At 42.8% G+C, this 26,778-nt stretch carries 23 protein-coding genes and 1 riboswitch; of the genes, 6 read left to right on the top strand and 17 right to left on the bottom strand.

Annotated features, from left to right (window positions below; translation table 11 throughout):
* The first annotated feature begins 92 nt into the window (after window positions 1–92).
* Window positions 93–1,247 (top strand): S1C family serine protease, encoded by a 1,155-nt coding sequence (locus tag C1A12_RS02565; RefSeq protein ID WP_235001512.1) that lies wholly within the window; start codon window positions 93–95, stop codon window positions 1,245–1,247.
* Window positions 1,248–1,454: 207 nt separating this feature from the next.
* On the opposite strand, the gene cls is transcribed toward C1A12_RS02565, so the two are convergent.
* The 7 genes from cls to C1A12_RS21480 form a co-directional block, all read right to left on the bottom strand.
* Entirely contained in the window at window positions 1,455–2,897 is a 1,443-nt protein-coding gene (gene cls, locus C1A12_RS02560) for a cardiolipin synthase (RefSeq protein ID WP_101842282.1), read from the bottom strand.
* A 106-nt stretch (window positions 2,898–3,003) separates the two neighbouring features.
* Window positions 3,004–3,543, bottom strand: a complete 540-nt coding sequence (locus tag C1A12_RS02555) for a transcription repressor NadR (RefSeq protein WP_306416992.1) — start codon at window positions 3,541–3,543, stop codon at window positions 3,004–3,006.
* Between the two features lie 46 nt (window positions 3,544–3,589).
* Window positions 3,590–5,056 carry a sucrose-6-phosphate hydrolase gene (locus C1A12_RS02550; protein WP_101842280.1) on the bottom strand — a complete coding sequence of 489 codons (1,467 nt, stop codon included), beginning with the start codon at window positions 5,054–5,056 and terminating at the stop codon, window positions 3,590–3,592.
* Between the two features lie 172 nt (window positions 5,057–5,228).
* Window positions 5,229–5,723, bottom strand: a complete 495-nt coding sequence (locus tag C1A12_RS02545; protein ID WP_101842279.1) for a PTS glucose transporter subunit IIA — start codon at window positions 5,721–5,723, stop codon at window positions 5,229–5,231.
* A 120-nt stretch (window positions 5,724–5,843) separates the two neighbouring features.
* The gene (megL, locus tag C1A12_RS02540) at window positions 5,844–7,019 is read right to left on the bottom strand and encodes a methionine gamma-lyase (RefSeq protein WP_101842278.1); all 1,176 of its coding nucleotides are present in this window, start codon (window positions 7,017–7,019) and stop codon (window positions 5,844–5,846) included.
* A gap of 122 nt (window positions 7,020–7,141) precedes the next feature.
* Window positions 7,142–8,344 (bottom strand): MFS transporter, encoded by a 1,203-nt coding sequence (locus tag C1A12_RS02535; protein WP_101842277.1) that lies wholly within the window; start codon window positions 8,342–8,344, stop codon window positions 7,142–7,144.
* Window positions 8,341–8,655, bottom strand: a complete 315-nt coding sequence (locus tag C1A12_RS21480) for a MarR family winged helix-turn-helix transcriptional regulator (RefSeq protein ID WP_255408397.1) — start codon at window positions 8,653–8,655, stop codon at window positions 8,341–8,343. The genes C1A12_RS02535 and C1A12_RS21480 overlap by 4 nt, the downstream gene beginning before the upstream one ends.
* 321 nt (window positions 8,656–8,976) lie before the next feature.
* Between C1A12_RS21480 and C1A12_RS02525 the strand changes: the two genes are divergently transcribed.
* Window positions 8,977–10,569: an FAD-dependent oxidoreductase gene (locus tag C1A12_RS02525; RefSeq protein ID WP_101842275.1), complete on the top strand. Its 1,593-nt coding sequence runs from the start codon at window positions 8,977–8,979 to the stop codon at window positions 10,567–10,569.
* Window positions 10,570–10,677: 108 nt separating this feature from the next.
* Window positions 10,678–11,580, top strand: coding sequence for an EamA family transporter RarD (gene rarD, locus C1A12_RS02520; RefSeq protein WP_101842274.1), 903 nt, complete (start codon window positions 10,678–10,680; stop codon window positions 11,578–11,580).
* Window positions 11,581–11,688: 108 nt separating this feature from the next.
* On the opposite strand, the gene C1A12_RS02515 is transcribed toward rarD, so the two are convergent.
* Together C1A12_RS02515 and C1A12_RS02510 are read right to left on the bottom strand one after the other, a co-directional pair.
* The gene (locus C1A12_RS02515; protein ID WP_101842273.1) at window positions 11,689–12,630 is read right to left on the bottom strand and encodes an NAD(P)/FAD-dependent oxidoreductase; all 942 of its coding nucleotides are present in this window, start codon (window positions 12,628–12,630) and stop codon (window positions 11,689–11,691) included.
* A gap of 210 nt (window positions 12,631–12,840) precedes the next feature.
* Window positions 12,841–15,984 (bottom strand): efflux RND transporter permease subunit, encoded by a 3,144-nt coding sequence (locus tag C1A12_RS02510; RefSeq protein WP_101842272.1) that lies wholly within the window; start codon window positions 15,982–15,984, stop codon window positions 12,841–12,843.
* Between the two features lie 115 nt (window positions 15,985–16,099).
* Between C1A12_RS02510 and C1A12_RS02505 the strand changes: the two genes are divergently transcribed.
* On the top strand, window positions 16,100–16,945 hold the full coding sequence (locus C1A12_RS02505) for a TetR/AcrR family transcriptional regulator (RefSeq protein ID WP_101842271.1): 846 nt from the start codon (window positions 16,100–16,102) through the stop codon (window positions 16,943–16,945).
* Window positions 16,946–16,955: 10 nt separating this feature from the next.
* On the opposite strand, the gene C1A12_RS02500 is transcribed toward C1A12_RS02505, so the two are convergent.
* From C1A12_RS02500 to C1A12_RS02490, 3 genes are all read right to left on the bottom strand, one after another.
* Window positions 16,956–17,426, bottom strand: a complete 471-nt coding sequence (locus tag C1A12_RS02500) for a hypothetical protein (RefSeq protein ID WP_101843260.1) — start codon at window positions 17,424–17,426, stop codon at window positions 16,956–16,958.
* 16 nt (window positions 17,427–17,442) lie between these two features.
* Window positions 17,443–18,660, bottom strand: coding sequence for an NAD(P)/FAD-dependent oxidoreductase (locus C1A12_RS02495; RefSeq protein ID WP_101842270.1), 1,218 nt, complete (start codon window positions 18,658–18,660; stop codon window positions 17,443–17,445).
* A 330-nt stretch (window positions 18,661–18,990) separates the two neighbouring features.
* On the bottom strand, window positions 18,991–19,188 hold the full coding sequence (locus C1A12_RS02490; RefSeq protein ID WP_101842269.1) for a DUF2188 domain-containing protein: 198 nt from the start codon (window positions 19,186–19,188) through the stop codon (window positions 18,991–18,993).
* Window positions 19,189–19,343: 155 nt separating this feature from the next.
* Window positions 19,344–19,455, top strand: a riboswitch (SAM riboswitch).
* 156 nt (window positions 19,456–19,611) lie between these two features.
* Between C1A12_RS02490 and C1A12_RS02485 the strand changes: the two genes are divergently transcribed.
* Together C1A12_RS02485 and C1A12_RS02480 are read left to right on the top strand one after the other, a co-directional pair.
* A complete protein-coding gene (locus C1A12_RS02485; protein WP_101842268.1) occupies window positions 19,612–20,685 on the top strand; it encodes a homoserine O-acetyltransferase in 1,074 nt (357 codons plus the stop codon).
* Window positions 20,675–21,652, top strand: coding sequence for a homoserine dehydrogenase (locus tag C1A12_RS02480; RefSeq protein ID WP_235001510.1), 978 nt, complete (start codon window positions 20,675–20,677; stop codon window positions 21,650–21,652). The genes C1A12_RS02485 and C1A12_RS02480 overlap by 11 nt, the downstream gene beginning before the upstream one ends.
* Window positions 21,653–21,742: 90 nt before the next feature.
* On the opposite strand, the gene C1A12_RS02475 is transcribed toward C1A12_RS02480, so the two are convergent.
* The 5 genes from C1A12_RS02475 to rpiA all read right to left on the bottom strand — a co-directional run bounded on the left by C1A12_RS02475 (window position 21,743) and on the right by rpiA (window position 26,446).
* Entirely contained in the window at window positions 21,743–22,456 is a 714-nt protein-coding gene (locus tag C1A12_RS02475) for a hypothetical protein (protein ID WP_101842266.1), read from the bottom strand.
* A 92-nt stretch (window positions 22,457–22,548) separates the two neighbouring features.
* Window positions 22,549–23,385, bottom strand: a complete 837-nt coding sequence (kynA, locus tag C1A12_RS02470) for a tryptophan 2,3-dioxygenase (RefSeq protein WP_373420417.1) — start codon at window positions 23,383–23,385, stop codon at window positions 22,549–22,551.
* Between the two features lie 16 nt (window positions 23,386–23,401).
* Complete coding sequence (locus tag C1A12_RS02465; RefSeq protein ID WP_101842264.1) at window positions 23,402–24,046, bottom strand: DUF4166 domain-containing protein; 645 nt, start codon at window positions 24,044–24,046, stop codon at window positions 23,402–23,404.
* Window positions 24,047–24,133: 87 nt separating this feature from the next.
* Complete coding sequence (locus C1A12_RS02460; RefSeq protein ID WP_101842263.1) at window positions 24,134–25,660, bottom strand: RQC-minor-2 family DNA-binding protein; 1,527 nt, start codon at window positions 25,658–25,660, stop codon at window positions 24,134–24,136.
* Between the two features lie 84 nt (window positions 25,661–25,744).
* Window positions 25,745–26,446 (bottom strand): ribose 5-phosphate isomerase A, encoded by a 702-nt coding sequence (gene rpiA / locus C1A12_RS02455; RefSeq protein WP_101842262.1) that lies wholly within the window; start codon window positions 26,444–26,446, stop codon window positions 25,745–25,747.
* Between the last annotated feature and the right edge of the window lie 332 nt (window positions 26,447–26,778).

Here is a 26,778-nt window from a genome sequence, read left to right as displayed (position 1 = left end):
GAAGTCATGCCATATCTCCTGCTTACAATAAGAATTGTACAGAGGAAAGCCCATTGAAATCATGCCATTGATCAGCTTATGAGAAAGGGGTCATGGAACACATGAATGAAGAAGAAAAGTCATTAAGAAGAAAGCGTAAACGGTCTGGTTTTGCTTATGGCGTTTTAGGAGCTATTGTGGCTGCGTTTTTAATAACGGCAGTGTTTCAATGGAAAGGAATTACTATCAATGTTGAGACAAACGAACCCTCTGCACAAGCTGATGAATTGAACCTTGGTGAAGACCAAAGTGAAGTTACGCAGGCTATCAATAAAGCTTCTGAATCTGTTGTCGGGATCAGCAACAGTCAGGAGAGCCTACAAGGCAGCCAAGAAGCCGGCACTGGATCTGGGGTCATCTACAAAGAGGATGACGGTCAAGCTTTTGTTGCAACAAACCATCACGTTGTTGAAAATGCCTCCTCCCTTGAAGTAATATTACACGATGGTACAAAAGTGGAAGCCGAACTTAAAGGAAGTGACCCATTAACAGATCTAGCCGTTTTACAGATAGATGGTGAACATGTAGACGAGGTTGCTGAGCTAGGATCAGCCGAAAATGTAGAGGTTGGTCAAACAGCCATAGCCATAGGTAACCCGCTCGGCATGGAATTCGCCGGATCAGCCACGCAAGGGATTATCAGCGGTCTGAATCGTAACATACCAGTGGACATTAACGGGGACCAGCAGCCAGACTGGGAAACTGAAGTGCTCCAAACCGACGCTGCTATAAATCCCGGCAATAGTGGGGGTGCGCTGATCAATCTACAGGGTGAAGTCATAGGGATTAATTCTATGAAAATTGCCCAAGCAGAAGTAGAAGGCATCGGTTTCTCCATACCTATGGATACAGCCAAACCTATCATCGATGACCTCGAGACAGCTGGAGAAGTAGAACGCCCTTACATGGGCATACAGCTACAGGACGTCAGCCAGCTTCCAAGTTCCGTTCTGGAAGGGGAATTGAACTTACCTGAAGACGTACAGCAGGGTGTACTAGTCGGCGGGGTGGAAGAAGGCTCTCCAGCAGCAGAAGGTGGTCTTGAGAAATACGATGTCATTACCCAAATTGACGACGAAGAAGTTGACTCACTTATGAGCCTTCGCCAGTATCTCTACAGAGATGTAGAGCCTGGAGATACCATTAATGTGACCGTTTATCGAAACGGCGAACAAACGGAAGCTTCGCTCAAGCTTTCCTCCCAATAGTTTTTTAATATAACCTCTCTTTTATTAGTGCTCTTTTAAAGCCCAGGCTTTAAAGAGCACTTTTTTTCTTTTTTCTCTGTGTACCGGGTACAGATAGTTGATTATAGTGTACCCGGTACACAAATCTATTTTTCTTTTTTCTCTCTGTACCCGGTACAACAGATTTCATTCCCATCAAAGCTGTCTCTTTTGTTAGAGACAGCTTTTTTATAATATGGGTGAAAGCAGTCTGGCTACTGCTTCTTTAAAGCGGATCCACAGTGAACGCTTTTTATATAGCTTATATGTCAGTTCAGTTGAATCAATAATATCCTCATGAAAACGGTCGGCTAATTCATGCGCAATATCCGGGTGATATAAAAAGGCGTTCACTTCAAAATTCAACCGGAAACTACGCACATCAATGTTTGCCGTCCCTACAGAAGCAATATTTCCGTCCACTACAATCGTCTTGGCATGGAGAAACCCTTTCTGGTAGATATACACCGTGGCCCCTGCATTTAATAAATCTCCTATGTTAGAAAAGGTGGCCCAATATACAAATGGGTGATCAGGCATCTTCGGAATCATAATCCGTACGTCTACTCCTGATAGAACGGCAATACGCAGTGCATCTAGCAAACTATCATCTGGAATAAAATACGGGGTCTGGATATAAACATATTCTTTAGCTGAAAGAATCATCTTAATATATCCATGCTTGATTTGCTCCCATTCCGAGTCAGGTCCGCTTGAAACCACCTGCATCGCAACGTCACCCTGAGCTTCGGCCTTATAATATCGTTCATGGTAATGAATATCCTCCCGGGAGGCCTGATTCCAATCAAGAATAAAGCGGGTCTGCATGTTATTAACCGCTCCTCCCTCTACTCTCAGGTGAGTATCACGCCAATAACCGAACCTTTTGTTAAAGCCCAGGTACTCATCACCGATATTAAACCCGCCAATATATCCAATCTTTCCGTCAATAATTGCCAGCTTACGGTGATTACGATAGTTAATTTTCATATTAAGCTTTGGAATAAGCGGAGGGAAAAAGGATTCCACCTTCCCTCCTGCTGCTTCGATTTTCTTAATAAATCGGCGGCTCAATGTCCGGGAGCCCATATCGTCATATAAAAGCTTCACTTCAACATTTTCTCTTGCTTTACGTATCAGCACTTCTGCCAGCCGTTCCCCTAACTGATCGTCACGTACAATATAATATAGAAGGTGAATATGGTCTGTTGCCCCTTCTATATCCTCCAGCAAGGCATGAAACTTTTTCTGACCATCTGTGAACACCTCAACCTCATTATCCTGTGTGAGAAGCGCATCGTTGTTTTTTAAATGCATGAAGATAAGATCCTCGTATTGAACAATATCTTCATGCTGAACTGTTAAGCTGCGATCCTTAATGGCCCGAAGCTGATCCTGTACGGCAGTAAGCAGGCCTAACCGGCTCTTCTTATCCCAAATGAAGATTTCTTTATTGCTCAGCCGGCGTCCGAAGATCAGATAAAGGAAAAAGCCGACAACCGGGATGAATAAAAGAACCATCAGCCATGCCCAGGTAGAACTTGCATCACGGCGCTCAAGGAAAATGATCGCGAGTGCTAATAGTACGTTTAAAACAATGATCGTACTAAATACATAAGGAATAATATTCAACTCGGGATCACCTTCCTTTTCTTAACGACTATTATTTCTCTCATCATAGCATACGTGCAAAATAAGGAAAAAGAGAAGGTGCAGCCACCTCCTCTTTGCTTACTATCTAAGGCTGCACCAATATCCCTTTCCTTGCCAGCTCAAGCTTTGCCTCTTCTAAAGCTTCCCGATGATGAGCGGCGACCGTATGCGTATGAACCCCTCCTGTCAGCTCGGAAAGGAAACTGGCTCCTGTAGAACTCAGTTGTTCCACAAGCCGTGTCACATCCCGCCTATTGGAAATTCCAAGGTTCGCTGTCAGGTCCCCATACACAGGGTGTTCTACGATAACATCCTTAACATGAACCCCGTGATCCACGAGAACGTTCAACTCTTCCTCTGCTTGATCCGGCCGATGCTGGCACACAATGACTTCTTCATAGGGAAATTGATTTTTGGCGTTACTCATGTACACATAACCCTGGCTTGTCGCCACTATCGGCTCGCCGCTGGCTTTAAGAAGTGAAATGTCCCCTACGATGACTTGCCTGGTGACATTCATAGTTTCAGCTAAGGAATGGCCCTTGATCGGGTCTTTACTTTGTTTTAAATAAGTTAGAATTTGTTCTCTTCGCTCCTTAGCTTTAAGCTTTGAATGATTCATCATCTATACCCCTTCTTCAATTTTGATTACCCTATCTTACCACAAATGATCAGAACTGAGTATGATACCCGCTCAGCTTCCATTGTTCAACGGAAAAAACAGAGCTGCCAAGTGAAGTAAACAGAATATCATCATCTTCCGGCTGTGGAAAAATACGACTTGTAAACACTTCACTTCCTCTGTTCACAAAGATCTCAAGAGAAGAATGGTCAATAAAGATCCTAAGTTCTTTTAGTTCTTCCTTAAGCTTTGTTCTGCGGAATTCGGTTTTACTTTTATCATCAAGCTGGGGACGTGACAAAGTAAGAATCCCATCACTTTTCTTATAGCTGAGCGAAGCATAATGAAAGATTTCAAGCGCGAATTGCTCCTCAATGGCTTCAAACTCGATCCGCAGCTCAACAGGTCGGCCTTCCACTCCGCGAACGGCCTTCTGGTCATTCGTAATCATAATCTCTGAATGCAGCAACACAGCTTCCCTCATTGTTTCAAGCTCCGGAACGGGCTGCTGAAGGAGACGGCTCCCGTCCCAGCTTAATATGCGTGGTATAGTCAACGCGTGAATCCACTGATTTGCAACTGTCGGGTGAGAAGGTTCATTCTGATCAGGCACACCCATCCAGCCATACATGATCCGGCGGCCTTTCCCATCAAAAAAAGTCTGGGGTGCGTAGAATTCAAAACCACGATCCAATTCTTGAAATTCACCATGCTCAAAGCTTGCTTCTTCACTTCTTAGGCGTCCGGCAAAATATCCGCTCTGATAAGTATTGTTATATTTCATTCCGTCCGGCTGCAGTCCTTGCGGTGAAACAACTAAAATATCCTGTCCATCAAGGTTAAATAAATCCGGACACTCCCACATATAACCGAAATCCCCTAGTCTGTTTTCATTCGATCCTGCTACGGCTCCGAGCAGCTCCCACTTGTGGAGGTTGGATGAACGATAAAGGAGTACTTTGCCTTGCTTGTATCTGTTCTGTGCTCCAACTACTAAATACCAGTGCTCCTCGCCCTTCCACACTTTAGGGTCGCGAAAGTTGCTCGTAAACCCTTCGGGAACATAGATAACCGGACCCTTTTTCTCAAAGTTAACACCATCTTCGGAAACGGCCAGGCATTGATATTCCTCTTGTTCCCCTTCTTCATTAAAGACATTGCCTGTATAAAAAAGGTAAAGCTGGTCGTTGTGTATGATGGCACTTCCAGAATAACAGCCGTCTTTGTCGTACCATTCCGACGGCGTAAGTGCGATTCTCTCATGTTTCCAGTTAACCAGATCATCACTTATGTAGTGTCCCCAAAACTTCTCCCCGTGGCCGGTCTTAAACGGCATCCATTGGTAAAAAACATGGTATTCACCCTTCCAGTGAACGAGTCCATTCGGGTCGTTGAGCAGACCGACAGGAGGCATGTGGTGAAAAGAAAGCCTGTATGGATCAGATTGAACTTTGTCTGTATGCTTAACAATTTCAGTCGTTGCTGCCGTTCGTAATTCCTCTTCTCTTGTATTCACGTGCTCATCCTCCTTTTAGTTAAAAAACTGTCCAGTTTTCGAACAGGGACCTCCTTATTCAGCCTATGGATTGCGCTTTGGCTATGGAAAAGTCATAATGGCAGCTGATAAGCAGCCACGTACGTTGTAAAAGAACCTAACGTAATCCTCACGTTAGGCTCTTTTAGTGAAATTATTTTGTTTGCAGAGAAATGACTGTCGTTTCCCCTGCGTTTGCTGCATCATCGTATGACGGATTGAATTGCTCTACAATGTCGTCATAATTTGTAATTACCATTGGAGTGATGGTGCTTTTTGCCTTCTCGTTTACTAAATCAGTGTCAAAGGTAATAAGGTGGTCTCCGGCTTTTACCTTATCTCCTGTAGTAACGTGACCTTCAAAGCCTTCTCCTTCCATTGCTACGGTTTCCAGTCCGATATGGACGAGGACTTCTATACCCGACTTTGTTTTGATCCCAACGGCGTGGTTTGTTGGAAACAATTGAACAACTTCACCATCCACAGGACTTACTACTTTTCCCTCAGAAGGCTCAATCGCAACTCCATCCCCCATCATACGCTGGCTGAACACCGGGTCTGGGACCTCGTCAAGAGAAACAACCTTACCACTTACTGGTGCCACAATGTTTTCTTCTACACTCTTTTTTCCAAACAGCTTCTTTAACATGACTATCCTCTTCCTTTCGATGCAGGTAATTTATTAAAAGTTATTGATACCAGTCAAATTCCCTTATTCGATATCTGTAAACCTTATCATATGTAGGGCTGGAGTTATCATCCAGCCTTCTTAAAGCCGATCCATCGACTGTTCTAAATCATTCCATATATCTTCCCAGGCTTCTAAGCCAACTGATAGCCGAACCATGCCGTCATCTACTCCCATTCTCTCTCGTTCAATTTGAGGGATCGTAGAATGTGTCATCGTTGCAGGGTGCTGAATCAACGTTTCAGCGTCTCCAAGACTAACAGCAATTTTCACTAAATTCAAATGATTCATCATTGTCATGGCGTCTTCTTTATGTCCTTTTATCTTAAAGGTAATGACACCGCCGCCCTTTTTCATTTGTTTGGCTGCTATGGTGTGATCAGGGTGTGATGAGTCGGTTGGATAAAATACTTCCTCTACATGGGGATGCTGCTTTAACTGTTTTACCAGTTGTTCCGCATTATAACAGTGCCGGTCCATTCGAACATGGAGTGTTTTTAAACCCCTGAGGAGCAGCCATGCATCAAACGGCGCCATGGTTCCACCCATATCCTTACGAACCGTGGCGGCTAGTTCATTTATATAATCCTGTCGACCTACTGCTATTCCTCCAATAACATCTCCATGACCATTTAAGTATTTGGTTGCACTATGAATCACTATATCACAACCAAAACTTAAAGGCTGCTGAAGATAGGGGGAAGAAAACGTATTATCAACGACTACAGTGATATTATGCTGATGAGCCAATGCCGCTGCCATCTCTAGATCAATGACTCTCATCGTCGGATTGATCGGAGTCTCAATAAAGAGACAGGTAGTATTAGGCTTAATATTCTCAGCAATTTCCTCAATACTCCGCATATCTGAAAAATCATGAGTAATGTTGTATTTCTCTTGTAATAGGCGTAATAAGCCATAAGTGCATCCGTATATCCCATTTGAACAGAGAATGTGATCTCCGGCTTTGGTTAACGACGTCAGAACAGCAGAGGCAGCAGACATTCCTGAAGCAAAAGCTAGCCCCTTTTCTCCTCCTTCCGCTTCCGCCGCTTTGTCTTCAAGAGCTTGGACAGTGGGATTGGAAAGCCTGGAATAGATATAACCCTGCTCTTCACCAGCAAATCGTCTTGCTCCTTCTTCACCTGTGGCAAATGAAAATGTGGACGTTTGGAAAATAGGCATAGATAAACTACGGTAGAATGCCTGAGTAGATCCCCTGCCATGAATATATTGAGTTTCCCGTTGCTTCCTCATCAACCTTCCTCCTTTCCTTACAAGATATGCAGCTTGTCCTATTGGTAAGCGTTCGAATTTCACCTGCTTTAATTATTTTCTGTACGTTCTCTCCCCCTAATTAAAAAAGAGCACTCCTCCAATTAAGAAGAGTACTCCATTTGAGAATGAGGGTCTGCTTTTGTTTTCCGACCGTGAAGCCATACATATAGGAAGACAGCAGCAAAGACAAAGAAAGAGCTTTGAAAGTAAAGAGAAGACAATCCGATTCCTGAGGCTGCTACCCCCACTACGTATGAACCAAACCCAACGCCCGTATCAAAGATCGTGAAAAATGTAGCGGTAGCGGAACCCGCTCGTTCCGGTACTTTTTGCAGAGCGATCGTCTGCATACTAGGCACCATTGTGCCCCAGCCTAGTCCTATTAAACCTCCAGCAATCAGGAGCATCAGTGAATTTTCAGCAAGACTTAAAACGATGAGACCGATACCGAATGTGATAATGGAAGGAATAACAATTACATTTTCCCCATACCGGTCAAACCACCGGCCGGTAAAAGGTCGTGAAACCAGCAGCACAACGGCATAAACAACAAAAAAGTAACTGGACGCTTCTTCCAGCCCTAGATCCTTCGCATAAACAGAAACAAAAGAAAGCACCCCTGCATAGGCAAGTGCTACGATAGCTCCAGTAACCGCGATCGGGATGACCGACTTTTCAAAAAGGCCGTCCAGCTTAGGAATGATGCTTTCTCTTTCTCCTTTTGATAAAGGCTTGGCCTGAGGAGCTTTAATCGTAACTCCTGTGAGAAAAGCAATAGCGGCGGCTGCGATACAGCTGATAAACATAATAGAATAACTAAAGGATTGAATAAGGGTTAAACCAAGAAACGGGCCAATGACCATGGCGAAATTCATCGACATTGCGAAGTAGCCCATCCCTTCTCCTTTGCGCTGACTAGGAACAACATCAGCTGCTAAGGCTCCTAAAACTGTGGTGCCCATGCCAAATCCAACGCCGTGAAGAAACCGAATCAGCAGTATTGCAATTAATGAGTCTGTTGTCACATAAAGGATGGAGCTTATACCAAAAATGGATAAGGCTATAAGTAATACAGGCATCCGGCCAACCGTCTCGACCCAGTGTCCAGTTAAAGGACGTATTAAGATAGCCGCTAAAAGAAATACCGTAATTACAAGTCCGGCTGCTCCTTGACCTGCCTCAATATCCTCCATAATATAAACAGGCATCGTCACAAACAGTAAGTAAAACACCAGAAAAACAAAGAAATTACTAATCCACACGTTTATAAAATCCCACGTCCACAATTTAGCTCGAGATTTCATTTGTCTCCCCCCTTTATTTTCCGGATGACAGCCGACAGCGTTAATACATGGTCATCCAATTCAGTTTTCCGCTTCTCTCCAAGTTCCTGAAGCAATGAATTTTCTGCCGTTTGAATTAAAGCCTGCCATTTTGGATAATTCGCTTCTCCCTCTTCAGAAAGTTTAATATTATTCGTCCTTTTATCTTCACTCACATATTTTTCTATATATCCGAGCTCTTCCAAACGAGCTACGGTACGGGATAAAGGTGGTGCTTCTATATTTAAACGATCCTTTAACTGTGTTTGAGTTAACTGTCCGTTTTCATGCAGTTGAAAAATGACAGCTCAGTGCGACATATAAATATCTTCCTTCTTCAATGCCTCATTTAAATACGTATTAACCTCCCGCGACAGCTGTAGAATATGATGAAAAACCAATGACACGTGCTTCTCCTCCTATCGTTACCTAGGTAATGAATATCATAAAAAAAAGCTTGCGACTGCAAGCACTTCTTCTAATATATCATTTGTATCTCTATATTTCCACCCGCGGAACGGCCCGTGAGGAGAAAAAAACCGTTGTTCAATTCACTTACATGATTTTTCCTGCTTAGGACAAACTGAAAAAAAGCGACCATTAGGAGGTTAAGCATGGATAAAAAATTGGATTGGACGCACCCTGAACCGTTATGGAAAAGAACAGCAGATCTTCCTTCCTTCGAAAAGTTAACTGAACCACAAGATACAGAAGTCGCTGTTATAGGTGGGGGAATCACGGGTATTACAACTGCCTTTCTGCTTGCAAAGGAAGGGAAAAAAGTTGCTCTTATTGAGGCCGGTTGTTTATTAAACGGGACGACTGGACACACTACCGCCAAAGTTACAGCACAGCACGGTTTAATCTATCATGAGCTGATGGATCACTTTGGTGAAGACCATGCCGCCCTGTATTATAAAGCGCAGTCAGACGCCATTACCTCTATTGAAAATACAGTGCAAGAGTTAGACATTTATTGTGAGTGGTCCAGACAGGATGCTTACCTGTATGCTACTACGAAAGAAGGCACAAGAAAAATAGAAAAAGAACGCGAGGCTTATGAACGACTGGAAATCCCTCAGCCGATGGAAACCCATGTGCCATTTGATGCAGAAGCTTCCTCGGCTTTAGCTATGACAAACCAAGCTCAGTTCCACCCTCTACTTTATTTATCGGCACTTATTGAGGAGTTTCTTAATTTAGGCGGTACCATTTATGAGAATACAACTGCCTTAAAAGTACAAGAGAAAAACCGTATAGAAGTAGAGACCGATCAAGATGTTTCGGTTACGTGTGATGACTTAGTAATTTGTACGCACTTCCCATTCCATGATGGCAGAGGTTTTTATTTCAGCCGAATGTACGCGGAACGCTCCTATGTAATCGCCATTGAACCTGAACATAAATGGGAAGGCGGCATGTACCTGTCCATCGATGAACCTAAACGTTCCGTCCGTTCAGTTGAATATGAGGGTAAAGAAATCCTTCTCATTGGCGGCGAAAGTCACCGGACCGGTGAAGGCGGAGACAACCTTTTTCACTATCATGCACTTGAAGAGTTTGCCAGCCGGACCTTTGGCATTAAGTCGAAGCTTTTTCAATGGTCGGCTCAGGATTTGACGACTTTAGATAAAGTTCCATACATCGGGCCGATACGAAAAGACAGCAAACACATTTTCCTCGCAACAGGATTTAGAAAATGGGGAATGACTAACAGTCGCGTTGCGGGAGAACTGTTGACTGACTACGTAATGGGCAGAGATTCCCTTTATAAACCAGTGTTTATCCCTTCGCGTTTTAAAGCGGATCCAAGCATGAAAGAATTTTTGAAGAATAATACCAATGTTGCCGCCCATTTGATGGAAGGAAAAATAGAGCTGGTCGGTACTCGTCCCGAAGCTTTATTAAAAGGCGAAGGTGCGGTCATTCAGTGGAAGGGTGAACGCGCAGGCGCTTATAAGGATGAACATGGTGAACTGCATGTGCTGGATACAACATGTACACACATGGGATGTGAAGTAGAATGGAACAGTGGAGAGCACAGCTGGGATTGCCCTTGCCACGGTTCCCGCTTCTCGTTTGATGGAGAAGTCTTAGAAGGTCCTGCTAAGAAACCGCTGAAGAAAATCGCTTATAGTGACACGGATGAAGTACGCCATCTTCCTAACGAGGATGAAGAATTCAATGAACATTCTGATCAACAGTAAAGGCGCAGATGATGCGTCTTTACTTTTTTTAAGTTCAAATCCTTTCCAACTTTCCTTTAGTTGGCTAAAATAGCATTAGTATTCGGGTTCGGGAGAGGGTTTTGACTTATGGAAGAGGAGCAAAGGTTAGGAATAATATATACAAGCGGCGCCTACGTATTGTGGGGTTTTCTCCCTATTTACTGGAAGTTAATGCAGCACATCCCGCCATTTGAAATATTAGCTCACCGCATTATTTGGTCTGCTGTATTTATGACTATAGTGATTCTGTTCCTTCGAAAACGTCGTGAATTTGTTGTAGAAGCCAAGCAGGTATGGCAGAAGAAACGCAGCTTGATCGGAATAACTTTAGCGTCGTTAATGATCAGCCTGAACTGGCTTACTTACATATGGGGTGTCAATAATAATCATGTTGTAGAAGCCAGTTTAGGCTATTACATTAATCCTCTAGTCAGCATAATGCTGGGAATGATTGTCTTGAAAGAAACGTTCACGAGGCCACAGTGGATCGCATTTCTGCTTGCCGCAAGCGGTGTGATTTATATGACGGTACACTTTGGTTCTGTTCCATGGATCGCCTTACTATTAGCTTTCAGCTTCGGCATGTATGGCTTACTGAAGAAATTAGTTCCCTTAAATGCTATGTTTGGGCTCATGATCGAAACGTTAATCGTTTCTCCACTGGCTCTTATTTACCTGACAGGGATTACACGCTCCTACGAGCAGGTCAATTGGATATCGTGGAACACTGTGCTCGTATTTGGAGCCGGAATAGCTACAGCCATTCCGCTCCTTCTTTTTGCTGCCGGCGCTAAACGCATACCGCTTTCATTAGTAGGATTTCTTCAATACTTCGCACCGACCATCATGCTTATCCTTGGGGTGTTTTTGTATGAAGAGCCATTTACAGATGTCCATGCCGTGTCATTTATACTCATTTGGTCTGGGTTAGCTGTTTACACGTTTTCCCGTTTCAAACGACTAAGGAAATATGAAGCACCTGGTAACTGAGTAAAAATCACTTTAAAAGTTTCCTTTATGTGGATATAGATGTACAGCACGGGGCTCTCCTGCCCTTTTCCCAGATTCCGGGAATACCAATAAAACTACTTTATTTAATCATACGATGGCGGCTTCTGCTACATCAATTCCTGAAAGAAAAGCACTTTCAAAACGAGTACGCCCGGCCGCATCATCGTGACGTAAAAAGGCATCCCCTGCGACCAACACAGAATTCGTCAAGGCTGCATATGATCCAGGATAAGTATTGACGGCCTGTGCATAACGCCATGTTTTTAATTGTTGTGACTGCAGATCTTCAAAATCAAAATATCCCTGGACACTTTTTTTCATTCGAACGAGAACGTCGCTCTTTCCAAAATGTTCAGCAGACCAGTCGGCAGTCATATAAATACTGACAACCACTTCATTAGAAATGCCTTTTTTATAATGATCAACCAACCGCTCGACGCCGGCAGGCAGGTCCTGATCAACATGACCGGAGTTCGGAAGAGCTGTCGGGTGGTTAAAACGGAACATCCCCACGTAAGTAGGCTGAAATGTGATTTCCTGCAGAGCCTTTGCATCAATGCCGCTGTTCTGTAATATTTCTGCCGCCTGGGGACCGGGAGTAGTGAGGATCACTTTCTCAGTCAACCAGCCGGATTGACCTTCAGCAGCTACCCTGTATTTCCCTTCTTCTTTCCTCCAATGGGATACGCTCGTGTTAAGTTTAGTTGGAAGTCCATCCGCTAAATTAACCGCTAAACTGTTCATACCATTTACAGATGTATAGCGGGGATAATCATCTCCAAACCAGTGTTTGATCCATCCTTTTTCAAGCCAATTATCAACTTCCTGCTGCAGGTCTTTCGTACGAACAGTAAAAAACTGTGCTCCATGATCTGCCCTGCCCTTTGCTAGACAACTCGTAGCAAGACGACCTCCTACATTATTCCCTTTATCGATAAGGAGCACTTTTTTTCCATTTTTCTGGAGTCGTGAAGCCGCAGTAATCCCCGTTAAACCAGCGCCGATAATAGTAATATCAAAATGATCCATTTGCTCTCCCCTTTCTAATCATTAAATCCGAGCTTGCTCTTTTATTCCAAAAGTTAAGACGTGTGTCCTAACTCTTTTCCCCTCACCATGGAATGGAGAACCATCTTTTTTAGTCAAAAGAAGCGGCAGGAGATACAAAAAAGCTTGCAGAGAAAACAAGGGTTTCTCCGCAAGCTGTGAACCTCCACCACAAAAACGGGTTCGATTAAATTAATCAGCAGACCCTGCTTCTTTCTTTCTCCATTTACTTAATATTTCATAAACTAATGGAACAATTAACAGAGTAAGCAGGGTCGAGCTTGCAAGTCCGCCAATGACCGTTACACCAAGTCCTTTACTAATAATTGAGCCACCTTCAAAGCCAAGAGCTAAAGGCAGTAAAGCTCCAATTGTCGCAAGGGCTGTCATTAAAATCGGACGCAGCCTTGTTGCACCAGCGTCAAGCAAGGCTTCCCTCGTCGAATAGCCTTCATTTTCTTTGTGAATCACGCGGTCAATAAGTACGATCGCATTCGTGACCACAATTCCAATAAGCATTAAACCGCCGATCATCGCCGATATACTTAACGTCTCTCCACTGATTAGTAATCCAACTACAGCTCCAATTACTGTAAACGGCAGGGAGAACAATATCGCAAATGGAGCAAGAGCCCCTCCAAAGAATATCACAAGTACGAGATACACTATAGCAATTGCTGCAAGCATCGCTAATCCAAGCTGTGTAAAGGATTCTTCAATGTCCTCCGTTACTCCGCCAAGTGAGATTTCCATACCCGAAGGCACTTCTAATTCATCGATTTCTTCCTGAATTTCTGAAGAAACGGCTCCGATATCTTCCGACGTAACGGAGGCACTTACACTAGCATAGACCTGCCCATCACGGCGAGTTACCGTATCTGCTGTAGTTCCCTCTTCAACATCGACCACTTCACTAATTTCGATCGTCTCACCGGTGGCCGTTTCAATCTCCTTGCTCGTTAAGTCTTCGATCGCCTGATATTCTTCATCCTCAGCATCAGTATACACATTAAGTTCTTTAGAATCCTGCTGTACCGTAGTAATAACCGATCGCTGAGGGTTTTGATTTAATTCCATTCCAACTTGCCCTGCTGTTAATCCTAACTCGCTTAAACGATCATGATCGATAACAAGCTGGTATTCCTCATAGGATTCTGCCACACTTGAATCTACATTAGCCAGATCATCTCTTTCAGTAAGGATGCCTTCAACTTCTTCTACGACGGGCTTGATCTCCTCCAGGTTATCACCATAAACTAATAACTCTACTTCACTGCTTGAACCTGTCGATGAAAAGTCCTGGGAAGCCCATTCTCCTTGGTCCGTTATGCTTTGTAAATCTTTGATGACCTGTTCAGATTCATCTTCAAAATTCTCTGTGTCCTCGTCATATTCCACATTGAAGGCCGCTTGATTTGAAGCCCCGGGACTCATCGGGTTTTCTCCACCTACGGAGTACTGAATAGTATTTGCACCTTTACGGCCTTCAAAATATTCTTGAGCCTCTATCGCTAATTCTTCAACATCTTCAGTAGTTTGCCCTGGTTCAGGATTATAAGTGGCCATCACCATTTTTTGATCCTCTGAAGGGAGGAAACTGACTCCGACTAATGGCAGCAGCGCAATACTTCCAACTAAAATGCCAACCGCCAGCACAGATGCAATAATTTTATGATTTAACGTGCGTGTTAATAACGACTTATACCATTTCGCTAATTTGCCATTTTCTTTTTCTTCCTGATGATGTTTTATTTTATCAGGCTTTAATAACGAATGAGACATCATAGGCACAATTGTTACTGCCACAATTAATGATGCGATCAAGGCAAACACCACGGTTAAGGCAAATGGAAGAAAGACCTGCCCTACCACTCCTTCCACTAACCCAAGCGGCAAGAACACAGCAATAGTAACGATGGTGGAAGATAAAATCGGCATAAACATCTCCCTCGTTGCCGAGTGGATTAGTGCTTTTCCTTTCAATTCTTCGCCAGGCAGCGACATTCGCCGGTAAATGTTTTCAACGACTACAATGGAATCATCTACTACCCGTCCAATGGCTACCGTCATAGCCCCCAGAGTCATGATATTTAATGTAATGCCCATTTGATTTAACACCAGTATGGCCATTAATAAAGATAATGGGATCGAAATGACAGAAATGAGCGTTGTTTTAATATTACGCAGGAACAACAGAATGACTACAATAGCAAACAAACCGCCGAATAATGCTTTATTCAGCATTGTGCTGACCGATTCTTCTATTGGTTCACCCTGATCAAAAGAATAAACAAAGTCTACTCCATTTAATTCGTCTTTAAATTCCGCTGTTTCATCTTTTACTAGATTAACTACATCCACGGTATTGGCTTCCTGAGACTTCACAATCTGCAGGGAAACGGAATCTTCCCCGTTCGTACGGGAAATCGATTCTGCCTGACCGGTCAATTCGATGTCTGCAAGCTCCTCTAAGGCAACCGTAGGAATATCTTCATTTTGTCTTTGTGCTCCTTCCGGCATTTGTGCCGATGTTCCCCCCTGCTCCATTCCTTCTTGTGGCATTTGGCTGTCTGACTGGTCCTGGCTTTGGGCGGGTACAGCAGGGATTTGCAAGTTTTCAAGTTCTTCAATGCTTCCCAGATCTCCATCTACAAGCACTGATTTTTCAGTGTCATCAAAAGTATATAAACCAAGAGGCATGGAAACATCAGATCCTTGAATCATTTCAATTATCGTATCTTCATCTAGCCCATATTCAGCTAATGCCTCATCATTGAAATCGAGCGTAACTTCTTCCAGCTGCTGTCCTGAAACCTGAACATCAGCTACACCTTCCAGCCCTTCTAAAGAAGGGATCACATCATCTTCAAGCGTACTCGTTAATTCTTCCAGAGACTGATCTTCACTGACCGCGCTCAAACTAACAACAGGAAAAGCGTTAAAGTCTAACCGGGAAACGTCAGGGCTCTCCACTTCATCCGGTAATTCTACTTCCGCTATGGCTTCACTTAATTCATCTTCTGCTTCGTCTAAGCTCTTATCGTATGAGTATTCCACCTGGACGTTCGAAGCATTCTGATAGGATGTCGAGCTTACTGTTCCTACTCCGCTTAAGTTTTGAATCTGTTTCTCCAGTGGTTCTGATATTTCATCTGCTACTTCCTCCGGTGTAGCCCCCGGATATGTAGTCGTCACGGTAATTACAGGAGGTTCAATGTCAGGAATTGTTTCCAGTTTCATATTTAATCCTGCATATAAACCTGCTATGGTTATAATAATGGTCATAAACCATATCGCAAATTTATTATTCATTGAAAAATTAATAATTGATTTCATTTGTTCCACCTCTCATTTGACTAGTTGGTCAACTCAAATTACAATATAAATGACCAATCAGTCATAAGTCAAGGATAAACTGCAAACTAGGATAAAAAATGAAGGAGTTTATACTATGGAAGATAAAAAGATCATAATCATTGAACAAGCGATAAAACTGTTCGCGCAAAAAGGGTTCAGTACTACATCCGTGCAGGAAATCGCAAATGAATGCTCTATATCCAAGGGAGCATTCTACCTTCATTTTAAGTCGAAGGATGAGCTGCTGCTTGCCATTTTCACCCATTATTCCAAAGAAATAGAGCAAAAAACCGATGAGATCCAGGCCATGGATTTAGATCCACGAACAAAGTTCATAAAACAACTAACCGTTACCTATCAGGAGATCATTAAACACCGCGATTTTATAATTATGCAGATTCGCGAGCAGGCTATACCGTTTAATGAAGACATAGAGGCGTTTGTCCGCCATATGAGATTTCAGTCATACTTTTTTTATAAAAGAAGCCTCCTCGCCATTTACGGGAAGAAGATCGATCATACCATATGGGAAGTGACTTTATTAATGCAGGGAATGTTTAAGGCCTATATGGATTTGATTATTTTGGAAGGCGTGGATTTTGATATAGAGAAATTGTGTGAATCTATTCTTAAGCGAGCTGATTATTTGGTAGAGGGCTTTAACCGAACTTGTGACCAACCGGTCATAACTGACGAGTTGATGAATACAGTGATTCCAAATGACTTTCATTACAATCAACTTGATAATATCGTCCGCACACTAGAAGAAGTAAAGGAAAAGGCTGAAGGAGACATCGAAGTAACGATCACCGTTCTTCTTGAAGAAATACAAAAAACAGAACCCAGGTCTGCCGTTATAAAAGGTATGCTTTCTAATCTGGAAGAGAACGACCTGTTTAAAGGGATTACGGGACAAATACGTACTTTCTTTCAAATATAACAAGCCGGCCTCAGGAATCGGGGCCGGCTTGCTGTTCATCTTCTACTATTTCATCTAGTACAGGATAGACGGATTCAACTCCTTCCTGCGCTACGAGGCAGGCTACCCCTAACGTCGTTGACCAGAAAGAATCAGGGATATAAGGATTTTTCAGCCCAGCTGGCTGGAAAAGAGAACGATAAATTCGATTGAGGTGCAGCTCTGTTTCTATGGGATCTTTCTCCTTCTCTCCCCTGGCCAGTAAGAAAACGTAACGCATGGATTGAAATAAGTTATCCCCGGGCATAAAAGTGTATTCCTTGAAGAAACGAAGCTGCTTCTCTGCTTCTTCTTTCATACCTGACTTAACAGCCAAATTATCTAAGTTCTCGTATAAATGCCGGTATACCTGCTGAAAAACTCTCCGCTTCTCGTCCTGCATCACTTTGTCCGTATAAATTTCCTGTAGTTTGGCAAACGCTGCTTCTTTTGTCCAGTTCATAGAACCCCCACTTTCATCAATATTCAAAGCCAAAACTTCTCGCTTCATGCTCCACAGATCCATAGAGTTCCGGAATAGCTTGAGAGTGCCGCTTCAACAGGTCAGGCAAGGATGGGACGATTTTGTTCCACACCATTGGATTAGCTGCCATTGCCTGAAAAAGCGCCTCTTCATTAGGGGTCAGCTGCCTTCTTGACTGAATATAGTCCATCGTTAATCGATATCCTGGCTCGAGTTGTTTATCCCTTCGTTTTTGAAAATCTTGAATAAGCTGACTCCATGAGCCCCCATTATCCCAATCCTTAATAATTTCCGCGAGAAGAAAAGACTGCAGAAAGGCATCGTTCATACCTAATCCGGTGCTTGGATCCTTACTGTGGCCAGCATCCCCTAGTAAGGCCCATCCACTGCCGCCCGCTTCTCTAAAGAAATTCGGCATGCCGGTAGTGCCCCTAATCTCACCCTGTAGAGATGAACGCTCCAATCGGCTGTCCATACCATAAAAACTTCGATAGATTTCTTCAAACTTCTTTGGCTTTTTAGCAATTTCTATAAATTCATCCGGAAGCACTTCAAGGCCTAAACAGTCTACACCCTTCTCCATTGGAAATAAAAAACCTATGCGTCCGTCATTGAGAAAAATTTCTGTGGTCGGTTCTAATAAAGGCGAAACATTATGGAAGTAGCCGTAAAAAACCGGTCTTACCGGTGAATGTTCACCGTACGTTTTGGCACCTGCCCAGCTGGCAACCATCGAATGCTTACCATCTGCTCCGATAACCAGGGGGGCGTACATATTATACTCACTTACACGATGGCGATCCCTGACTCTTACCCCTTCAACATGCCGGGTATCTTTAATAAGGGAGACAACCTGACTTCCGGGCCTAAGCTCTACCCCTGGATAGCTTACTGCCTTATCCAACAGGATTTGATCAAAATGTTTACGCCTTGGTATCAAGGTGTAGGACGCACGCGGCCCTTCAATAAAACTATCCTTAATGTAAGTACGCATGCGTGTAATTTTCCTTAATCCAGAGGCTTCTACTGCTCCTAATACCCCTAGTTGTTTGACATATTCAAGATGGGATAAATAGTGAGTAGAAAGAGTATCACTGGGAAATGAAGCTTTATCAAGGATTATTACTTTTTTCCCCATTCTGCCTAGTAAAATAGCAAGGCTCGATCCCGCTACTCTTGCCCCTACTATTATTACATCTGCCTCTCTCTTCATACGACTCGCACACCCTTAACTTTATTACCTTCAGAGTACCGCTTTTATGAATTATAATCCATTAAAAACTCACTTTAAGGGATTCTTGCAGAGAAGACTTTTTTATACTTCAGATGGGTAGAATCTTGTTTGTTTTTCGACTAATAAGGATTCCATTTCCGGATGAAGTGACCGAGTGAGGAGGCTTCCTGGGTACCTGATCGCTGCTCAAAACCGAGATGGATTTCAACAGCGGAGTTCAAATAAAAACAACGGAGGTAAAAAGCTAATAAATAAGGCTGCCGAGAAATTATCCGACAGCCTGCAACTCCCATCAAGGGAGCTTTTTTCTTAATATTTGATTTCGTCTTCTATTTCATGGTTTTGATCTAGAATTAAAATACGACTCGGTTTATTTTCCTGAGCTAATTCTTTAGCTTTGGCAACCGCAGTATCTCGTTCATCATATTCATCAGTAGGAGCCACATCCTCAATTTTTACAATCCAGCCTGTTACGTCTTTATTTGGTGCTACACTGTATTCCTTCATGATTTAAACTCTCCTTTACTATGGGTCTTGATTACGTACTTTCCCAACAATACGGGCTTTCAAACGTTCCCGGCTACTTTTACAAATAGTTTGACATTAAAGCTGTCTCATTCTATAATTCGATACATACCTTTTATGAACGACCAATTAAATAACTCTTATCTAGAGTGGCAGAGGGACTAGGCCCTGTGACGCCCGGCAACCTTCAAGCAGCGGCTTGAAAAGGTGCTAATTCCTACAGATCATTGATGATCTGACAGATAAGAGGAGGAACCTAACGAACTGCCCTCTTCTTATTTAAGAAGAGGGTTTTTATATTGTGCGGAAGCTTTAATTTCAACTAACCTCTGCTTGTCTGGTAGTCATCAAGGCGCCTCTAGCTTTCGTTCGGTACCGCCAATCTATGTAAGGAGGGCTCTGTACATGTCTATAGAAAACATAACCAATCAAAGAATCCATTCTCGTATCTCAATTGGAAGCTTTACCCTCGAGTCCGGGGAGACAATCCCCGATGTTTCATTAGCTTATGAACGTTACGGTCCTGAAGATGCGCCTGTTATTCTTATTTGTCATGCCCTTACCGGCAATCAATACGCGATAGGAACACAGGAAAACCCAGGATGGTGGAACGGCCTTGCAGGAGAAGGATGTCCTATCGATACCAGAGCTTTTCAAGTGATTACTTTTAATGTTCTCGGAGGATGCCATGGATCAACCGGACCGGCGAGCCCGAATCCTGTTACAGGGGAACCATACCGTCTCACCTTTCCTCAAGTCAGCATTCGCGATATGGTCCACTCTCAATTTAAAGCCTTGCGACTGCTTGGGATAAACGAAGTCCATGCGGTAGTCGGCGGGTCTCTTGGAGGAATGCAGACATATGAATGGGGGCTTCTTTACCCTGATTTTATGAAGCAGCTTTATGTTCTTGCTGCCACTCCCTTCTTAAGTGATCACGGTATTGCTTTTAATCATATTGGGGCTCGTGCCATTCAGGATGACCCCGCTTTTTCGAACGGAAACTATAGTCGTAACGAACAGCTGCACGGCTTTGAAATTGCTCGAATGGCCGGAATGGTGACTTACCGAAGCGGCACTTTATTTCAGAAAAGGTTTGACCGCAGCCAAAACGAATCGCTGTATGATATTCAATCTTATATGGATTATCAAGGAGAAAAAATAAAAGAGCGATTTGATGCAAACAGCTATCTTTATTTATTGGAAGCGATGAACCATCACGATATTACAAGAGATCGCGGGACCTTAGAGGAAACAGTAAGTGCTTATAAGGCACCACTTTATACAATGAGCTTTCAGCATGACTTGCTTTATCCCAAGGAACTGATTGAACCTATAAGCCAGCTCACCCCCAATAGCGAACATCATCATGTAATAACCGACTATGGTCATGATGGGTTTTTAGTGGAGTTCAACCGATGGGGGACGTGGATTCATCAAAAATTAACAGAAGGAGCAGTGAATCATCATGACAATTAAAGCAGCCATTCTCGGTTTCGGCACCGTCGGACAGGGAATACATCACATTTTGCAGGACAAACATCAAAAGCTTCATAACCTGCTCGGAGAAGAAGTACGTTTAGTGAGCGTACTCGTTAACGACATGAATAAGAGCCGAAATTTACCAGGCCACGTAACGGTCACAGACCGCTTTGAGGACGTTCTGCACCAAGCCCCTGATGTAATCTTTGAAGCTACTGTCGGAGTGGAACCGAGCTTTTCCTATCTTAATCAAGCGCTTGACCAAAACATCCATGTCGTCACAGCTAATAAAGTAATGTTTGCTGCCCGCGGAAACGACCTTATAAAACGGGCTGGTTCACGCGTTGGAATAGGCTACGAAGCTACTACTGCAGCAGGAATACCGATTATCGGAACATTAACCAGCTTACTGCAGACCAATAATATTACGAAGGTACAGGGGATTTTAAACGGCACGAGCAATTATATTTTAACGGCGATGCAGGAAGACGATAAAACCTTCTCAGATGCTCTTTATGAAGCTCAAGAGAAAGGGTATGCGGAAGCTGATCCAACCAATGATATAGAAGGCCATGACGCTTTTTACAAGCTAATGATTCTATGTCAGCTTCTGTATGGTAAACAGCCTGAATGGTCGGAGGTACCATTAACAGGGATCTCTCAATTGAGCGAAGAAGACCTCCATAGAGCAAAAGAAAAAGGAGAAAAAATTCGTCACGTAGCTACCCTGGAAGTGATTGATGGTGTTCTAAAAGGAAAGGTAGAACCCCTGTCGCTGCCGTCCACTCACGGTTTATTTGGCGTCGGAGGCGTAGATAATGCAATTGACGTAACCGGGGATTTAGTAGGTTCTGTCACTTTACGAGGTCCAGGTGCAGGGCAATTGCCAACAGCCAGTGCGATGATAGAAGACTTTGTCCAAATCTGGCAGGCTAAACCCTCACTGATCCAACAAGTTGTATGATAGAAACGACAAAAAAAGCCTAAGTGATTCTTGATGTTTCCCTTGTAAGGAAACCTCTAATGAATCGCTTAGGCTTTCGTTATTATTAATCTACTCCACCCAGGAACGATGAATCTCGGCGTAGCGCGGGCGCATCAGATCTTTGAGTTCTGCTTTAGGAATTTTGATTTTAGCTGCTTCGGATTTCACTTCTTGCTGTTCCGTTTGTGTAAGATAAACTTCAACCTGATCCCCTGTAAGTGCTAAATTGCTAAAACTCTCATTTGCTGCTATTCTTTCAAAGCTGCCATCAACCCGATCATTCGCTAATTGAGTTAATTTCTTCATATACTCATCATCTTCTGTAAAAATATGTTTTAAATCCAATCGTTTTCCGCTGGATTTATCAAAATTTAGTACCGTAAACCTTTCCTGCTGCTCATCACCCATATCAATGGTTTCAGTGAATTTAACAACAAACACACGCTCGTCCTCATGAAGCACATCATATTTCATGTCTAATGCATGCTTTTGATCAGTATCGCTATCCATTTTTGACTCATAGCTTTCCTTCTTGAACGCATCCTTCGATTGATTCACATAATCAATAATGGACTGGTCGATTTGATCATTGCGTGTTTGCGGATATTCGACCGATACTTGATATTCTTCTATATCTTTTGTCTCTGTTTTTCTAGCAATATCATATGGCTCCTGTTCTGCTGAACGGGAGTCTTCAGAACCATTCGCGTCTGCCATAAAAAACGAACAAGCCGTCAACAACACTACACTAAGGAGTGATAAATATATATTAAATGAATTCATGTCGATTCCCTCATCATTCTCTATCTATTCAACCTATAGTGTAACACAAATGTAACAATGAATTAATACATTTGTTATAAAAATTTATTTTTTTAAATTTTCGTTCTTACCTCCCACAGTTCTGGAAAAAAACGGTGATCGAGAACTTTCTTTAAGTAACCAACGCCAGAAGACCCTCCTGTACCTGTTTTATGGCCAATAATCCTCTCCACTGTTTTCATGTGCCTGAACCTCCACTGCTGCAGCCAATCCTCAATATCCACGAGCTTTTCAGCCAATTGATAGAGGTTCCAGTACTCATCTACATTTTTATAAACTTTAGCCCAGGCAGCTTCGACCGAAGGGTCCGCCTCATAAATCTGGGTATAGTCACGTTCCACTAATTGAGGATTAATAGGAAACCCTGCCTCCATTAACTTCTCAATCGCCGCGTCATAAATACTTGGTGATTCATAAGCCTCCTTAAGCTCTTTATGCAGGACTGGATCTTTTTCGTAAATTTTTAACACGTGTGGTGTTTTGTAGCCGAGGGCAAATTCTACCATACGGTATTGATACGACTGAAAACCGGAGGCCTGACCCAGCTTATCTCTAAATTGAATATATTCTGCCGGCGTTAAAGTAGACAACACATCCCATCCGTGGATAATCTGGGATTGAATGTTCGACACTCGGGAAAGCATCTTAAAAGCTTCCTGCATTTCTCCCTTTCGGATCGAATGAACCGCAGCCCACAACTCATGCAGAATAAGTTTCATCCATAATTCACTTACCTGGTGTATCACGATAAAAAGCATTTCATCGTGATGGTCAGATAAACGTTTTTGAGCAGATAATAGCTGGTCTAATTGTAAGTATTCTCCATAAGTCATTCGCTCTTTAAAATCCGTATGAACCTGCTCGTTTCCTTTTGCATCTTCTTTAGTCAATGTCATTCACCTCTACTCAGGATAATATCCCCCGTTCTGGTATGTGGGAGTTGGTTATAGGCAGGAACTCTGTATGAACAAGCCCTTCGTACATAATTAACGTTCCCAGGCATGGATGATCTACATGAACGTGGACCCTGAATGCCTCTTCTTTCTCATCATAATGCTCATATAACGAAGTAGTCAGCTCTGTCATTTTCCAAGTATTCTTTACGTTAACCTCCCTTGATTGTAACAGAAGCCCCCCTTCTTTAGTTACTTCAGCATCAAGGACAGTAACCACAGAACCAGACTTACCTAAACTATCCACTATAGCATCCTGCTCTTCATCGTAATGCATAGCTGCATCGAATCCTCTAATGGCATACGGAAAAAAGAACCGGCGCACATAACTTATAGCTTCCCGGTCCTCGTCATCAACATAAGCATAATTTTCAAGTGTAAAGGGGACATCCTTCCCCCTCTCCGCAAAAATTAAATGGTCACGTGCCCCTAAGTTTAAAAAAGGCCGCATCCATACAGGGGTGCCGCGAATTTCAGTCATTCTTCCCTGACCCAGGATCATCACTTTTTGGTTACTGGTCAAGCCGAACTTTTTTTGCAGTTGTGGATGCAGGTGGTTGAATTTTTCACCAAGCGCACGGTGAAAGATTGATTTCATTATGAAGTCCTCCTTGATTATACTCATAGTCTATCTCTATGTAAGACAGAGCTCGTTTTAAAAGCTCTGAAGGAAATAATCTTTTTCTTACATGACTTCTTCTGCAAATTGACTAATGGAATATCCTTTTTGCTGTTTCATAAGCCATCCTTTTTTCTCAAGTTGATTAAATAATCGCTGAATGTGTTTTTCCGGCCACTCCTCCAGCAGCCCAAACCATCTCGTCTCATGAAGCTTAAGTCTGCGCAGTTTGTTTGTAGACTTACCTGCCAGAACCTGGACCAGTGTGTGTGCCGGATAGTCTGTTCCATAGTAATGGATAAGGTCCAGCACATGCTGCACAGAATGATAATCCAATGACCTTCCTTTAATGGTGATAATAATATCATCATCCTGATAAGTCACTTCTTTCAGCAGTTCCTTTAACTGCTGTATCAACTGATTTAAAGCATGATCAATGTCATCCGGAAGGGTCTTCAGCCATCCATCAACTCTTTTGACCATGGCTACCTCAGCCAGCTCTACGTTGGAAAGCCAAATAAGGTTGGATTCAAATGAACCGATTGGTAATCTAGAGTCGGACAATTTTTTATACATAACCAGAAGAGGGTACGACTCTACCAATGGCTCGTCAACCTGATATCGTTCAATCTGTCCTGCCAGCTGCAATGCCTCTTCAAATTTAGGAACAAAAGGCTGAAATCGTTCTTTAAGAAAAGAAAGCTGGCGTATTTGATGCAGTAATTCCGTGTTTTGATCAGCTACTTTGTTAAATTTACGGTGGAGGGTGTCTACACGCTTTCGAGCCAATGCCGGATCGAACTGTTCCTCTAAAAGAATCTCTTCCCCTGAAGTAAAGTAGAAAACCCTAAAATCACACGCGTCACACACACAGTGGATCATCGATTGGTTGGAGATAAAATAAAGATCTTTTTCATGCGGACAACAGCTGCTTTTATCCATCGTCCATTGTTCAGGAAGCATCCTGAAAGGCCGCATCACAATATCTGCACGATTGCGCCAGGAAGCGACGTCTTCTGGATATTTCAATAATGAAAGTAAAGCCGACTGATTCATTGTCTCAATCGAAGATATCGTCTCTTTCTTTTCATGCATCAGTGCCACAATCGGATGTTTATGAAAGCTGTTTATAATTTTATTCAGCCATTCTCCCCTTGATTGTAAACTAACAGCAGCTACAAACATATAGTCATCAATGACTTGACGAATATGGCGGTCCAGCTGCTCAGCAGACAGCCTCGTAAAGTCGGTTTCATATCTATACTCTGCCTTAATAGGTAAACCGTGTTCAGCGGAATGCTTTTTCCACAGGAAGAATTCCGGCTTTAACAAATGAGGATGGAGCGTATCATCCTTTAAGAATGAAACTGGCAGTACAGCCTCCCCTTCTATATTTAGAAATGATTGAATCTGTTTAATATTAATGTTTTGTTCAGCCACATACTCAGAAATGGCCTCGTTTACTCTTGAAAGAATACCCCTTTCAAATTTGTGGCCAATCGAACGGATTTGCTTATTTTTCTTCCCAATTGGAGTAAGAATAATATACGGGTAACGTTCATCGTGGTACGTCAGGCTTGCTGGAAGTCCCATAGTGATTCCCCTTTGTGATGGAAGGATATATTACTATTATAGAAAAAGTATGAAAACATACCAATGATTATTGAATAAATGGGCTTACGAAGTTAAAATTTCCACAGAATAACCAAAGAACAATCCTGTTTCTATGACTCCTGGAATCCCTTTTATCTCCTTTTCCATGGAGTGAGTAATGTTTTTAAAGGTAACGTCAAGTATAAAATTTCCCGCTTCTGTAATGACTGGACCGTCTTTTGATTCCGCCATTCTTAACGAAGAAGCTGTTGTGTTAAATTCCTGTTGTAACCTTGTCTCTGCAAGATGAAGGGCTCTTGGGTCAATTTCTACCGGTACAGCATGTTTTTCACCCAGGTTTCTTACGAGCTTATGTTCATCTGCTAAAATGTAAGTCTTTGGAGAGCTTGCCATCACCAGCTTCTCCATAAACAGCGCTCCCCCACGCCCTTTTATCAAATTGTGCTGTGGATCCACTTCATCTGCACCATCAAATCCCCAATCAGGCCGAGCTGATAAAAGGGAGGTCACTCGAAGTCCATAATAGCGGCAATTTAATTCAGCTTCTCGGGAAGTAGGAATCGCAGCCACTTTGAGAGACTCATTTTTCACCCGACGGCCAATGGCAGCAAGCGCCAAAAGGGAAGTAGATCCTGAACCTGCCCCAATGACATCGCCGTTTGAAGCTTTATTGCTTAAGGTTTCTGCTAATATTTCCTTTTCTGCTTTCTGTTTTATTTCACCAGACCAGCAGAGTTTATTAGATAAGGGGTTATCCCAATTCATAGCTATCACCTCTCCTTATTGTTATTCCCTAAATTAAAGAAAACAAGCGCTCGATTCATCGAACAACCTTTTCCAACATAGGATGAAGTAGGTTTATGTCCCGAAGCATCTTAGAGAAGGTGAGTGCATGCGTAAACTTTATTTGAAGCTGGTAATATTCTACATTGTGCTGTTTTTGGGCCTGCTGTTTGTCATGTTGGAAAAATAAAGATGAGACAATAACCTGGTAAACAAAAATAAGAGTGGCCCCCGCACACAAGGTTCTTGCTGGCGGGGGCCACTTGATTTTTTATAAAGAATACTTATAACCGTCAGGGGTATCCTTGTGATTA

This window comes from Halobacillus sp. Marseille-P3879 (assembly GCF_900240285.1).
In the GTDB taxonomy this organism is placed as follows: Bacteria; Bacillota; Bacilli; order Bacillales; family Halobacillaceae; genus Halobacillus_A.
The sequence above is the reverse complement of the archived record's forward strand: the minus strand, read 5'-3'. Positions and strand labels throughout refer to the sequence as shown.